The following is a 12,985-nucleotide window of genomic DNA, read 5'->3' on the forward strand; positions in this document are numbered from 1 at the left end:
GAATTACATGAACGATAAGATACGCAGTTTGTTGGCGCAAATGAATACGCTGGAAGATGAATTACGTACCGAGCTGCATGAGCAGGAATCACGTATGCTGTTTGAAATCAAAGGTAAGCATGTCGAGTTTGAGCGTGCGGTTAAGCAAGCACACCGTAAGTTGAAGAAAAATGTCTTTCGCTGGCTAGTGACAAATCGTCCGTGGAATCTGATTACAGGGCCCATTATTTACAGCATGATAGTGCCTTTTCTAATGATCGATCTTTTGGTGAGTTTCTATCAATTTACGTGTTTTCCTATTTACCAGATTGCCAAGGTGCGTCGTGCTGACTATCTGGTGTTTGATCGTGGTCAGTTGCAATATCTCAATTTTGTCGAGAAATTTCATTGCGTATACTGTGAGTATGCGAATGGGTTGATTGCATACATACGCGAAATTCTTGCCAGAACCGAGGCTTATTTTTGTCCGATCAAGCATGCCCGCAAAGTCCTGGGTTCTCATGAACGCTATGCGTATTTTCTGGATTATGGCGAAGCGGATGATTATGAAACAAAGCAGGAAGCTTACAGAGTCGCGCTGGGTAAGGCTGACGCCAAAAAATCATCATAGTTCAAGCCATGCATGGGGGATTGGCTATTTTTAGTGGGGTCAAGTCTAACATTCAGACAGGCCGCATGTTATACTTTGACCATGGCTAGACCTCTCAGATTAGAATTTTCAGGTGCAATTTATCACGTTACCTCACGCGGTGATCGGCAGGAGGATATATTCCTGTGCGACGATGACAGGGATGACTGGCTGGAAATATTGGGCATTGTCTGCACTCGTTTTAACTGGGTGGTGCACGCCTATTGCCAGATGAATAATCATTATCATCTACTGGTGGAAACGGTGGATGGTAACTTATCTCGCGGCATGCGTCAGCTTAATGGTCTGTATACGCAGCGCTTCAATCGGCGCCATGGCATGGTGGGGCATTTGTTGCAGGGGCGTTATAAGGCGCTACTGGTGCAACGTGAGGCATATTTGCTGGAGTTGTCACGTTATGTGGTATTGAATCCGCTGCGTGTACATGCGGTGGCGGCACTCGAAGATTGGCGCTGGAGCAGTTATCCTGCAGTTATGGGTATGGCGCCTGTACCCGCGTGGTTAAATACGCAATGGCTGCTCAGTCAGTTTGGGGTTGATCGCAATGTTGCCATTGCTCATTATCAACAGTTTGTTATGGCTGGCATGGGTTACCCTAGTCCGTTACTGAATATACGTCATCAACTATTATTGGGTGATAAGGATTTCATTGAGCGTCATTGGCAACCAAAAGATAATGATGTATTCCGTGAAGTATCTAAAGCACAACGTAAATCGGTGACGTTGCCACTGTCTGAATACGAGATTCGTAATTCGGACAGAAATGTGGCGATGGCGCAGGCTTATGCTACTGGTGCTTATACCATGGCAGAGATTGGCCAGCATTTTGGTGTGCATTACATGACGGTGAGTCGCGCAGTGCGTAAGTTTGAGGCGGTGGCCAGAATGGCAACCTGATTTTCGTTGAGCGCAATAACAAAAAACCCGCTAGCAGCGGATTTTTATTTGGCTAGCCAAACCCGCTCAAATGAGCGAGTTGGACTATTTTCTACCCAGGATTACATGTCTTTATGATAAGACAAAATCACTTCAACTTCATTTTTAGAGCCCAGGATAACAGGCACACGCTGATGCAGGCCTTCTGGTTGTACATCCAGAATACGTTGACGACCTGTGCTGGAAATGCCGCCAGCCTGTTCAACGATAAAGCTCATAGGATTAGCTTCATACATCAAGCGTAATTTACCTGCTTTAGCTGGATCCTTGGTGTCTTTAGGGTACATGAACACGCCGCCACGGATGATGATGCGGTGTACTTCAGCTACCATGGAAGCAACCCAGCGCATGTTGAAATCACGACCACGAGGACCTGTTTTGCCAGCAACACATTCGCGTACATAACGTTGTACTGGTGCTTCCCAGAAACGTTCGTTTGATGCATTGATAGCGAATTCTTTGGTGTCAGGTGCAATCATCATGTTAGGGTGCGTTAACAGGAATTCACCGATGTTCACATCCAGTGTGAAACCGTTTACGCCGTGACCAGTAGTAATAACCAGCATGGTAGAAGAACCATACAAAGCGTAACCAGCTGCAACTTGCTGGGTGCCAGGTTGCAGGAATTCAGCGGCAGCAGGTGTAGCTGAATCGCCTTTGTATTCTAAAATCGAGAAGATGGTGCCGACAGAAATGTTTACGTCAACGTTGGATGAACCATCCAATGGATCGAAAACGATGAGGTATTTGCCACGTGGGTACTGGCCAGGTATGTGATAAACATCGTCCATTTCTTCAGATGCCATCGCGGCCAATTGACCACCACGCTCAGTAGTCTGCATGAAAATTTCGTTGGTGATAACGTCCAGTTTTTTCTGGGTTTCACCCTGGATGTTTTCAGTATCCAGACTGCCCATGACGCCAGATAGCGCGCCTTTGTTAACTGCAGTCGCAATGACTTTACACGCAGTAACAACTTGACCCATTAATTCTAACAAGTCAGTTTGGTTGGTATTCAGTTTGCGTTGTTCGTCAGCAAGGAATTGCGTGATTGTGGTTCCGATTTGCATGGGTGTTACCTCTTTAAGATTAAAAATGAATTCAATAGTATCCGTAAATTATATCATGAGCTGAGTCAGCCCAAGCGCAACTATTCTTTCGTGCTTAATTGGTCACCCGGCGCAAAGGTCCAGGTGCGGGTGATGACGACTACATCTGCCTTTTTACGGACATCTTCAGGGAACGGTGCATAAGGCGCTGAGCGGCGGACTATGGATACGGCGGCATCATCCAGCACTTTGGAGCCGGAAGAGCGTGTGACCTCAATATCCGATAAGGTGCCATCCGCTTTGATAGATACGCTTAACTGTAGCTTGCCATATACTTTCTGGCGGCGGGCTTCTTCTGGATAATTCTGGTTGCCGATGCGCTCAACCTTGATGCGCCAGTCTTCTATATATCGTGCAAATACGTATTCTTGTGCGCTGGCACCAATAAACAATTTACGTGGGCGCTTCTGATAGGCATCGTATTCCTGTGCAATTTGCGCTTCAAGTTTTGCCATTTCCAGACTTTGTTCCAGCAGCGTACCTTTGCCAGACTGGGTTGCTGGTTGTGCAGTCTGCTCAGTTTGCGGATGTCCGTCATGCAGACTGTAATTGGATTTGAGCTGCGTCATAATTTTGCGTTCCTGCTCTTCCAGCAGTTGCACGCGCTGTTGTGCACTGGCGGCTTCAGATTGGCGCTGGTCATGTGACATTGCCGGTAACGGGCTTTTGGCGCGTCTGTCATCATCGGTATTGCCACCGCCATCCAGATTAGCTTGCGCCAATGCATCAGCTTTGTGTGGTCGCTTGGCCGATTTGCTGTTCACCAATACAACTTCCAGCGGCGGGGTAAACAGATTCATTTCGCTGACAATAGGAAAGCTGAAATGCATCGCCAAGACCAGGCCATGCAGCACCAGCGAAAGCAATAATGCTGATACAAACATCACGGGTAACCGCAGCGTGGCGGCTAAGTCATTAATTAGTTTCATTGCATTTCTCACTCAACATCATGCGTCTAATGAATCTGCCTCATCTTCAACAACTTCTATTTTATGGTGAAACCCGCATATTAGTTCGACCTCAAACAAATCGATGATATCTATGGTCAAGCCTACTCGGGTGCCAACAGCCAGCTCTGGTAACGACGGTACGCGTGCCACGAATGGCAAGCCATCGAGCCGCACCAGGTTTTCTTTTATTACGTTGGCATTGATCTCGCTGAGGTTTTCTTGTTGTAACCAGCGCAGACACCAGTAACGTTCCATTTTACGTTGAAAATCATTGTATGCATCATGCGCTAATTCAAAATCACGCAAAATTGTGTAGAGCACACTGGCTTTGGGTGGGTATGGTGGCGCTTCGCCTTGAGCAAGGGCTATGAGCTGGCGTTGATTCACCAAGTCTATATAGCGACGTAATGGCGAACTGGACCAGGTATATTGCTCGACTCCCAGCCCTACGTGCGGACCTGGTTTTGCGCTCATTTTGACTTTGCCGTTTTGCTGGGTGCGGTAGAGTGCCATGGTTTCGGTGTCGGCTAGCCATTTACCCCAGTTAGCGTTGACGAATATCATCAACTCAGAAACGACGCGATCTATAGGGTTGCCACGCTGCCTGTCAGTAATGGTAACGCGGTCATTTTCTACCTTGAAATTATAATCTGTACGCGGTGGCAATTTAGGATCAGGGGTTTTGCCACGTGCGGCTTCAAGTGCACCCGAAAAATGCCAGAGCAGGGTGAGCTCGTCCTGATATGAATAGGCAGGGCAATCACCGATCAAGTTGGCGTGATTGAAATCCTGTTCCAGGCATTCATGGCGTAAGTTGGCGACGATAGGCACGGTTTCGAGTTTGGTGTGCTGGCCGAGTACCTGATAGTCTGCGTCGATTTCTATATACATCGATAGCGCAGGCACTACGCGACCTTCACTCAGGGTGTAACCATTGACCACGTCCTCAGGCAGCATAGTGATTTTGCCGCCTGGATAATAGACTGTGGATAGGCGTTGTGCTGCGATTGTATCCATTGCCGAGTCAGGCAGTATGCCTAACGCAGGTGCGGCTATATGTACGCCGACTTGCCAATTGCCGTTTTCCATACGCTGCACAGAAAAAGCATCGTCGATTTCGGTGGTGGAGGCATCATCTATGCTGAATGCAGCGACTTCGGCTACGGGGAGTTCAGGCATGGCAGGTGCGGATTCTACCTCTGTGAAACCAGTGCCGCGCGGGAAATGCTCACGTAAAAATAGTTGCAGATGATAGTCGTGGCTGGAAGGAATGGCGCCACAGCGGTGTAGCAATTTAACTGGTGTCAGACAAGTTAATTTGCATGCGGCATCTATGGCTTTCCACGCTATTTGATTTTTGTCCGGGGCGTAAAGTAGAGCGTCAATTTGATCGGATAATGCTTCTGGTAGCGTGAAATTCGTTAGCTCTGTGACATAGGCTGCTAAGGTTTCGGCTTCACGTTGTCGTCGTTCGACGCCCGCTTTTGCAGCCGCTAGTGCTTCTGCGGGTGCGGCTTTGTAACGACCGCGCCCTTTTTTGTAGAAATGCATGGGGGATTCATGCAGCCGCATTAATATGCCGGCGGATTCTATTGGGGTCGGCGTGTGTCCGAAATATTCAGTACCGAGTTCTATAAAACCAAACTCTTCCTGGCTGGCAACTTCCCATAAAAAATCGGCATCGGTGTCATCGCGTACTTGCTGAGCGGCTGACATCATTTCAGTCGGCGTCGGTGTGGCGAAACGCATCATGACGTTTAATAATTTGACCTTAACCCGTTTGCCATGCTGGCTATCCACTTGCAGGGAGCTGTCGTTGTCAGTGACTATCGTACCAGCCTTAAAATGGCCGTCTTCTTCATAAAGTAAATGCATGTAAATTGCGCGTCATTAAAACGCGATGATAGTCGGAATATGTTGCGGAAATGCTAAGAAATTATGATTGCCGCCCTCAACAATGATTTGGCGGCTGTTGTGATAATAGTTAACGGCATCACGATAATCCAGTACCGTGTCCCCCGTTTCGACCATCAACAAAATTTTCTCTGGATGTGATGTGGCAGGTAAATCTAGTGCCGCCAGCTCATCTATATGCTGTTGCGTAAATTGGTAAACTTCGCCGCTGCTATAGTTAGTTTGTTCGCCTATCTGACCCGCTAACAATATGTGCGCATGGACAGCAGGATTGATCAATACGGATTTGACACCAAATTGCTCGGCCAGCCAGGTTGCATAAAACCCGCCCAGCGAGCTCCCTATCAGAGTCGCTAGCGGATGTTGCTTAATTAAATCAGTTAACAGGGCGATTGCAGCAGCTGGGCGGTGGGGCAGGTCAGGGCAGATGCAGCCATCTGGCTCGCCGTGTTCTGACATATATGCTTGCAACGTACGTGCTTTACCCGAGGCTGAGCCACTATTGAAACCATGGACATAAATCAGCATTAGTTCAAAGCCGTCCTGTCCATACGTAGCGCGATTTTGTCTGCAGGTTGTTGTTCTAACCAGGCTTTGATATGTTTCGCATCATTAATACGGCCATAACGACCGCTGGCATCCAGCAGTACGATAATGACAGGTTTTTGAGCAATTTTGGCCTGCATGACCAGACAATGCCCAGCCTCGTTAATGAAGCCGGTTTTTGATAAGCCGATGTCCCATTCCTGATCACGCACTAATTGATTTGTGTTATGGAATGCGACACGCTGTTCGACACTATGTGCCTTTTTATGATGTTTACGTCCGACCATTACCATTGCAGTTCGGGTGATTTCATACTGGCCTGTGGTGGTAATCTCATGAATTAATGGATATTTAACAGCAGCTTCTACCATTTTTGCCAGATCAGCGGCAGTTGATTGGTTATTGCTGGATAAACCCGTCGCGTCTTCAAACGAAGTGTGAGACATACCCAGGGACTTGGCTTTGCGATTCATCGCTTCAATAAATTTGGCATGCCCACCTGGGTAATTTTGGGATAGCGCTGAAGCTGCACGGTTCTCGGAAGCAATGAGTGCCAGGTGCATCAGTTCCCCTCGGCTCAGGCGTGTGCCCACGGCAATGCGCGAACTGGTGTGGCGTAGTTTGTCCACGTCTGCCTGAGTAATTTCCAGCGTTTCATTCATATCCAGATGCGCATCCAGCACCACCATTGCTGTCATCAGCTTGGAGATAGATGCGATAGGTGTTTCCATATCGATATTTTTTTGATAAATAGGCAGGCCATCCTTTTGATCCAGCACGAGTACAGATAACGCGCTCAGTTGCGGTGCAGTTGGTGCAACCTCATATTCAGCAGAACGGAGTGGCGCTGATTTGCCAGCAGCCTGGGCGTGACCCGCAAGTAGCATGCACATACTTACGAATATTACGGAGTGGCGAAAAATTGGTTTCATAGGGTTTTACCTCAATTGCTGTATCTGCCTCAAATATAGCAAAAAAATAACGACTTGGCGCAATTACTTAACGCAGATTTTAACTTAATTGTAAATCAGTGCTAACAGAACGACATAATACCGTCTAAAATGACACCTTAGTGTCTGAATACTAATAATAACTATATATATTTTGATAACATAAGTCGTTTGTTACTTTGAATCAACTGTCTGGATAACACTTTGAAAGAGCTTAGTTTATTTCTCACTACCATCGGCATTGTTGCAATGCTGCGTGCCTTGTTGTACGCGCGGGTATTGCTGAATGATGAGCGCACTCGTAATTTGGCGGGCTGGCGCCTGTTGTTCGGGTTGCTGTGGTTATTTATCCTGGGATTTGCTGGATATAGTCTGACCTTGTTTACGCGTTCAGCATCGATGATTGATGCAGTGGTTTCCAGCATATTTTGCGGTGGTGGGCTGTTTACACTGGTTTCGTTGAATGTCAGTGTTAAAACTTTGCAATATGTGGGTGAAATCACCCGCCGCGAACGTCATGGCTGGTTGCATGATAGCCTGACCAATTTACCCAATCGGCGTTTGCTAATGGAACGGATAGAGCATGCGATTGATAGTGCAAATCTGACCAAACGACCTGTTGCCATCATGATGATGGATTTAAACCGTTTTAAAGATGTGAACGATACACTCGGACATCATTATGGTGATGAACTGTTAATTGCGCTTGCCCAGCGTTTGCGGCATATGACCAGTCTGTCGCGCATGGTTGCGCGTATGGGTGGGGACGAATTTGGTTTTGTGCTGGAAGGCTTTAGCAAAAAAGATGCTATGACCTTAGGTCGAGAGATACTTGCACTGGTTGATAAACCGTTTGTCATTGATGGGCATAAACTTAGCATAGGCGGAAGTATAGGCGTGACCATGTATCCCGAGCATGGCGATATTGCCCAACAGCTATTGCAAAATGCCGATGTGGCTATGTATGCAGCCAAACGCAATGGCGGTGGCGTGACCATGTATGCGGCGGGCATCAATGAAGCCAGTTTGAGCAATCTGAACTTGATTGCCATGCTTAAGCACCCCGATCTGCGAGATCAGCTCACGATTTGTTATCAACCCAAAGTCAATCTGCGCGATGGTACAGCGTGCGGGCTGGAGGCGTTGGTGCGCTGGAATCATCCTACGCTGGGTAATATTCCGCCGGACCAGTTTATCCCGATTGCTGAGCGTGCAGGGGTCATGAAAGAGATTACTTTTGCTGTGTTACACAGCGTGTTAGCGCAGCTTGAAGAGTGGCATGCATTGGGGTTGCAGGTGAAAGTCGCGGTCAATCTGTCGATGCGCAATTTGAGCGACGAAGGCTTGCCTGATGACATTGCCAAGGCGCTTGCATCCTACAATATTCCGCCAGATTGCCTTATCCTGGAAGTGACGGAGAGCAGCATGATGGTTAATCCAGAACTTGCCAATGCCACGCTTACCACCTTGAGCAAGCTCGGGGTGCAATGTTCAATTGACGATTTTGGTACGGGGTTTTCCTCGCTGGCCTATCTTAAAAGCCTGCCTGCATCTGAAATTAAGATAGATAAATCGTTTGTCACTGATATGACGAATGATGAGAGTGATGCCATCATTGTTCACGCCACTATCGTGATGGCGCACAACATGGGATACCGCGTGGTAGCAGAGGGTGTGGAAAATGCGGAAATTCTGGAGTTGTTGCAAATTCTGGGCTGTGACATTGCCCAAGGATTTTATTTCAGTAAACCTATCGCCGCTGAGCATGTTGCGGAGTGGATAGTGTTGCATAACAAAAGTAGCCAGAATTTCGTGAGCCGGCGCTTAACTCCCTGACAAAAGCGCCATCTGCGTCTCGCTTAAATAACACCACGCTCCCATAGCCAGATTTAAATCTGCCAGCATTAAGCTACCTATTGCTACCCGTTGTAATGCATCGCAATGATTCCCTGCTGCTGCCAACATGCGTTTCACTTGATGATACTTACCCTGTTCCAGCACGATTTCCAGTTGAAACTCACCGATCTGGCGACAGGTTGTGGCGGCTAATGGTGCGGGTTCGTCATGCAGCTTCACTCCGCCAAGTAGCATATTAACTAATTCAGTGGTGACCGGGCTGTGAGTGGTTGCGAGATAGAGCTTGGGCACATGGCGCTTGGGTGAAGACTGAGCATGTATGAATGCGCCATCATCCGATAGTAATAACAACCCGGTGGTATCGTGATCCAGCCGGCCGACAGGTTGTACATCACGCCAGGAAAACTGCTCAGGCAATAGTGTCAGCACGCCGGGATGATGGCTGGGTTTGCGTGAGCATTCATAGTCGGCGGGTTTATTTAGCGCGATATAAACATGTTCACGATAAACCCACTCGGTATTAAACAAATGAAACGCCAGGTCAGTCGTGTCGATTTTAGATTTGGTGTCTGTAAAGGGCGTGCCCGCAATACTGACTGCGCCCTCCGCAACCAGTTGCTGACAGTACTTACGGGTACCAAAACCTTGGGATTGCAGGATACGATCTAATGTGAGTTTCTTCATGGCGACACTTTACCAGAATCACCATGAAGTTAACTAGCGGATGTAGTTACGCTATGTCATCAGACTTTGATATAGGACCAGCCATCGTGCAGGCGGTGTACAATTTCTTCAGTGGCATTAGGCGTGATTTGTGTATTTGGGAGTAAATTCACCTTAACACCGGTTTTGCTTAAACGTTGTATGCTCTGATTGCAAGCAACGAATTTTACATTGGGGTGTTGTGCTTCCAGCTCGCTGATGCGTTGCGCATAGGGTGTTACGTCAGTACGCAACATACCCAGACCGGAATGGCTGGCAACAACCTCCACCTGTATTGGTTGTCCCAGTGCGGCCTGATGTTGGGTCAATGCATCTATATCATCTAACAGGGCTTTGAATTTGGCAGGATCGGCCGAATCAATATGCATGAGCAGCTTATGTGTATCTTCAGTGACGCCTGCCAAACTGACCAACTGAAAATTGTTTGGTTGCGTTTTTGACTGATTTTGCGCAAATTGCAGATTGTTATCTGCTTGATGGAAATCGTGCATCATCCAGCCCAGACTCAATCCTAGCGCAAGCATTACCCCTGCGGCTAACGATTTTGGTATGGTGAATTTTCGCACCCACTCACTATGCGTGGCTTCTGGCGGTTCGGCATAACCATGGCGTACCAGCTCTTTAACTGCGCGCAGATCGCAGACTTGATTGGCCAGTTCGGCATCAGCTTGTATCCGCGTAAACAGTTGGTCTTTTTCAGCGACATCCAACTCGTTATCAATAAACGCGTTTAATTGTGCATTTGATATTTCGGTGTTCATTTCACTATCCTTAATGCGATGCCCTTACTTACGGGTGCCAAATCAATCAGGCTGTTCTGCAGTGTTTGCCTGCCCCTGCATAGCCGGCTCATGACAGTGCCAACGGGAATAGACAGGATGTCAGCAACCTGGTTGTAGCTAAATTCTTCCAGATCAACCAGTGTTAATACTTGGCGTTGGCCTATGGGTAACAAAGCCACAGCTGCCCGTACCTTGTCCACTACCTGATTGCGCGAATTAATGTGCTCTGGCGTTTCATCATGCGCATAGAGGTAATCTTCCATGTCCTCTACGTCCTGAAAATCCTTTTGGCAGCGCAAACAGTCACGCCAGCAGTTATGCAAAATCTTGAATAACCAGCTATCCAGTTGTGCCACATCACGCAGCTGGTGCATACGTGCCAGTCCACGCGCTAACGCTTCCTGCACCAAATCATCTGCCATTGCGCGGTCATGCGACCAGGCATAGGCGACCCGATACAAACGATCGCGTCTTTCCTTGATCTGCGTGCCTATGCCCAATCCCAACAAATGCAATAAATTCATTATTTAGCTGTCCTGATTTTTTCATCCACCTTAGTAAGACGTTCGACCTGTGTAATTTATTCCATGAAATATATATATTTTTTATGACGGAATAATCATCGAGCGCCATGCGTCTTTACTGTACGGATAACAATTACACCGTACTCGCATTTAACCTTTATTGATTTACCATGACTTAAGGAACAACATATGAACCAACGCGTCGTTAGATTATTGTCTGCCAGCCTTGCTGTTTTTAGTTTTATATTCACGCCATTGCTTCATGCCGCGGAAAATACCAAGAGTACTAACCCAATCAAAGTGGTGTATCACATAGACGATACCACGCGTGCCAGCGCCTTACTTAAAAACGTGCAAAATAATTTAGAAGCTGTACCCGGCACTAAGATTACAGTCGTTGCGCATGGCAAAGGCATCGATTTTATGTTGAATAATGCGCAAGATGCCAACGGCAATCCTTATAACGTCATGATGGAAACGCTGGCTCAACAAGGGGTGGAATTCAAAATTTGCAACAATACCCTCAAAAGTCGTCATTTAACCGCTGCCGATGTCGCCTATCCTGTGACTATCGTCCCCGCAGGTATTGCTGAAATTGCCAGATTGCAGGCGCAAGAGGGCTATGTGTATGTGAAACCTTAAAGCTGTTGCTAACAATTTGACCATACATACCATAACCATATTAAGGGAATCATGATGAAAAAAAACGTATTATTGCTCACACTTATTTCTGGCTTAGGCGTTGCTAATGCCAGCTACGCTGCAGACTGGATGTCGGTACAAGGTCTGGAGCCTGCCAATGCAGAAGCTTACAAATTATGGGGGTTTATACAGCCTACTTATACCTATATTGAGGCCAAGCCTATTGCAGGTTTAGGCGGCACTATTGCTGGCTATAATGGACAACAACAAATTCCTAACTTAGTTGGTCCTGATCTGGAGCACACACAAAATATCCAGTTATTTCGTGCGCGACTAGGTGTGCGTGGTGTGTTGAAGGCCGTGGATGATCGTATCAATTACTTCGTTTTGCTGGAAGCGGGACGTAACGGGATTACCCGTGACCAGAATGTGGTGCTGAGTGATGCGTCCATGACTTTCAGTTACATTCCTGGCATGCATTTGCGTGCAGGTCTGTTCAAATTGCCTACGGGTGAAGAAGCGCTATCTCCGGTTCACGTTGATTATAATTACGTCAACTTCACCAACGTCACCGATGGCATGTTGAATGAGCGCGATATGACACCGATTACTGGCACTGTACCTGCAGGGCTCGCTGGCGGTACTGTTCAAGGCAGCCTGAGTGGTTTCCGCGATATTGGTATTGAGGCATTTAATACTTTCCGTCATAACAAATGGGAATTTGGTTATGCTGCGATGGTGTCTAATGGCAACAACATCAATTTCATCACTGACAATAATCACGCCAAAGACTTTACTGGCAGATTACAGGTTTCCTATGTTTTCGGTGGCGCGGGCGCTGCTCGTGAAGATGTTAATGCTTTTATCTGGCATCAGGAAGGTAAGCGTACATTTGGTTCGACGGATTACAACCGCATGCGCGAAGGTCTGGGTTTCAAATATATGAAAGACAAAATACGTGTTTCCGGGGAAGCCATGCATGGTTCAGGCATGATCTATAATGGACCTAACCCACCGTTTAATGATATTCCTGGCGCGAATACACCGGCTCCGATAGACACTGTGGCGCTGCAGGATTACAACACCGCGGAAGGCTGGTATCTGGAAGGGGGTTATAAGTTCTTGCCACAGTGGAGAGCTAACCTTAAGTATGACGTATACAATCGTTTAACCAACTCACAGCAAGCTGCTAACGAACGTGATTTCAAGACATGGACGATAGGTGGCGAGTATTTGATGAGTAAAAATACTCACTTTACCCTGACGTACGAAATCCGTAAGAATAGTGTTGCTCATCCTGAAGCGATTGCTAATGCAACTAACCGTAACAACGCATTGCTGATTGCTGATGACTTGGGTAATCGGATTAGCTTGCAAATGACACACATTTTCTAAATCTGCTA

The 12,985-nt window shown here is 47.2% G+C and carries 13 protein-coding genes; 5 read left to right on the top strand and 8 right to left on the bottom strand.

Going from position 1 to position 12,985, the window contains the following annotated elements:
- Positions 1 to 7: 7 nt before the first annotated feature.
- Both SFSGTM_RS15920 and SFSGTM_RS15925 read left to right on the top strand, forming a co-directional pair.
- Positions 8 to 610, top strand: coding sequence for a hypothetical protein (locus SFSGTM_RS15920; protein ID WP_162086011.1), 603 nt, complete (start codon positions 8 to 10; stop codon positions 608 to 610).
- 81 nt (positions 611 to 691) lie between these two features.
- Positions 692 to 1,546: a transposase gene (locus tag SFSGTM_RS15925; protein ID WP_162086012.1), complete on the top strand. Its 855-nt coding sequence runs from the start codon at positions 692 to 694 to the stop codon at positions 1,544 to 1,546.
- A gap of 101 nt (positions 1,547 to 1,647) precedes the next feature.
- On the opposite strand, the gene SFSGTM_RS15930 is transcribed toward SFSGTM_RS15925, so the two are convergent.
- The 5 genes from SFSGTM_RS15930 to SFSGTM_RS15950 form a co-directional block, all read right to left on the bottom strand.
- Complete coding sequence (locus SFSGTM_RS15930; protein ID WP_162086013.1) at positions 1,648 to 2,655, bottom strand: class 1 fructose-bisphosphatase; 1,008 nt, start codon at positions 2,653 to 2,655, stop codon at positions 1,648 to 1,650.
- An 80-nt stretch (positions 2,656 to 2,735) separates the two neighbouring features.
- A complete protein-coding gene (locus tag SFSGTM_RS15935; protein ID WP_232525999.1) occupies positions 2,736 to 3,623 on the bottom strand; it encodes an energy transducer TonB in 888 nt (295 codons plus the stop codon).
- 18 nt (positions 3,624 to 3,641) lie between these two features.
- Positions 3,642 to 5,519, bottom strand: coding sequence for a ribonuclease catalytic domain-containing protein (locus SFSGTM_RS15940; RefSeq protein ID WP_162086014.1), 1,878 nt, complete (start codon positions 5,517 to 5,519; stop codon positions 3,642 to 3,644).
- A 15-nt stretch (positions 5,520 to 5,534) separates the two neighbouring features.
- Positions 5,535 to 6,086: a YqiA/YcfP family alpha/beta fold hydrolase gene (locus SFSGTM_RS15945; protein ID WP_162086015.1), complete on the bottom strand. Its 552-nt coding sequence runs from the start codon at positions 6,084 to 6,086 to the stop codon at positions 5,535 to 5,537.
- Positions 6,086 to 6,991, bottom strand: coding sequence for a serine hydrolase (locus tag SFSGTM_RS15950; RefSeq protein WP_232526000.1), 906 nt, complete (start codon positions 6,989 to 6,991; stop codon positions 6,086 to 6,088). Before SFSGTM_RS15950 ends, SFSGTM_RS15945 begins: the two co-directional genes overlap by 1 nt.
- Before the next feature lie 267 nt (positions 6,992 to 7,258).
- On the opposite strand from SFSGTM_RS15950, the gene SFSGTM_RS15955 reads away from it, so the two are divergent.
- Positions 7,259 to 8,890, top strand: a complete 1,632-nt coding sequence (locus SFSGTM_RS15955; RefSeq protein WP_162086017.1) for a putative bifunctional diguanylate cyclase/phosphodiesterase — start codon at positions 7,259 to 7,261, stop codon at positions 8,888 to 8,890.
- Here the strand turns inward: SFSGTM_RS15955 and SFSGTM_RS15960 are convergent.
- From SFSGTM_RS15960 to SFSGTM_RS15970, 3 genes are read right to left on the bottom strand one after another with little or no spacing between them, the layout of a single operon-like run.
- Entirely contained in the window at positions 8,879 to 9,595 is a 717-nt protein-coding gene (locus SFSGTM_RS15960) for a pseudouridine synthase (protein ID WP_162086018.1), read from the bottom strand. The two genes, SFSGTM_RS15955 and SFSGTM_RS15960, sit on opposite strands and share 12 nt — an antisense overlap.
- A 59-nt stretch (positions 9,596 to 9,654) precedes the next feature.
- Positions 9,655 to 10,395: a hypothetical protein gene (locus SFSGTM_RS15965; protein WP_162086019.1), complete on the bottom strand. Its 741-nt coding sequence runs from the start codon at positions 10,393 to 10,395 to the stop codon at positions 9,655 to 9,657.
- A complete protein-coding gene (locus SFSGTM_RS15970) occupies positions 10,392 to 10,940 on the bottom strand; it encodes an RNA polymerase sigma factor (protein ID WP_162086020.1) in 549 nt (182 codons plus the stop codon). Before SFSGTM_RS15970 ends, SFSGTM_RS15965 begins: the two co-directional genes overlap by 4 nt.
- A gap of 189 nt (positions 10,941 to 11,129) precedes the next feature.
- Here SFSGTM_RS15970 and SFSGTM_RS15975 point away from each other — a divergent pair, with 189 nt between their 5' ends.
- Both SFSGTM_RS15975 and SFSGTM_RS15980 read left to right on the top strand, forming a co-directional pair.
- Positions 11,130 to 11,582 carry a DsrE family protein gene (locus SFSGTM_RS15975; RefSeq protein ID WP_162086021.1) on the top strand — a complete coding sequence of 151 codons (453 nt, stop codon included), beginning with the start codon at positions 11,130 to 11,132 and terminating at the stop codon, positions 11,580 to 11,582.
- Between the two features lie 51 nt (positions 11,583 to 11,633).
- Positions 11,634 to 12,977 (top strand): porin, encoded by a 1,344-nt coding sequence (locus SFSGTM_RS15980; RefSeq protein WP_162086022.1) that lies wholly within the window; start codon positions 11,634 to 11,636, stop codon positions 12,975 to 12,977.
- Positions 12,978 to 12,985: the final 8 nt, after the last annotated feature.

Source organism: Sulfuriferula nivalis (assembly GCF_009937995.1).
Taxonomy (GTDB): domain Bacteria; phylum Pseudomonadota; class Gammaproteobacteria; order Burkholderiales; family Sulfuriferulaceae; genus Sulfuriferula; species Sulfuriferula nivalis.

Bases quoted from the DNA above. Each gene is read 5' to 3' on its own strand.
- SFSGTM_RS15920 (WP_162086011.1), top strand. From the start codon at position 8: ATGAACGATAAGATACGCAGTTTGTTGGCGCAAATGAATACGCTGGAA.
- SFSGTM_RS15925 (WP_162086012.1), top strand. From the start codon at position 692: ATGGCTAGACCTCTCAGATTAGAATTTTCAGGTGCAATTTATCACGTT.
- SFSGTM_RS15930 (WP_162086013.1), bottom strand. From the start codon at position 2,655: ATGCAAATCGGAACCACAATCACGCAATTCCTTGCTGACGAACAACGC.
- SFSGTM_RS15935 (WP_232525999.1), bottom strand. From the start codon at position 3,623: ATGAAACTAATTAATGACTTAGCCGCCACGCTGCGGTTACCCGTGATG.
- SFSGTM_RS15940 (WP_162086014.1), bottom strand. From the start codon at position 5,519: ATGCATTTACTTTATGAAGAAGACGGCCATTTTAAGGCTGGTACGATA.
- SFSGTM_RS15945 (WP_162086015.1), bottom strand. From the start codon at position 6,086: ATGCTGATTTATGTCCATGGTTTCAATAGTGGCTCAGCCTCGGGTAAA.
- SFSGTM_RS15950 (WP_232526000.1), bottom strand. From the start codon at position 6,991: ATGCTACTTGCGGGTCACGCCCAGGCTGCTGGCAAATCAGCGCCACTC.
- SFSGTM_RS15960 (WP_162086018.1), bottom strand. From the start codon at position 9,595: ATGAAGAAACTCACATTAGATCGTATCCTGCAATCCCAAGGTTTTGGT.
- SFSGTM_RS15965 (WP_162086019.1), bottom strand. From the start codon at position 10,395: ATGAACACCGAAATATCAAATGCACAATTAAACGCGTTTATTGATAAC.
- SFSGTM_RS15970 (WP_162086020.1), bottom strand. From the start codon at position 10,940: ATGAATTTATTGCATTTGTTGGGATTGGGCATAGGCACGCAGATCAAG.
- SFSGTM_RS15975 (WP_162086021.1), top strand. From the start codon at position 11,130: ATGAACCAACGCGTCGTTAGATTATTGTCTGCCAGCCTTGCTGTTTTT.
- SFSGTM_RS15980 (WP_162086022.1), top strand. From the start codon at position 11,634: ATGATGAAAAAAAACGTATTATTGCTCACACTTATTTCTGGCTTAGGC.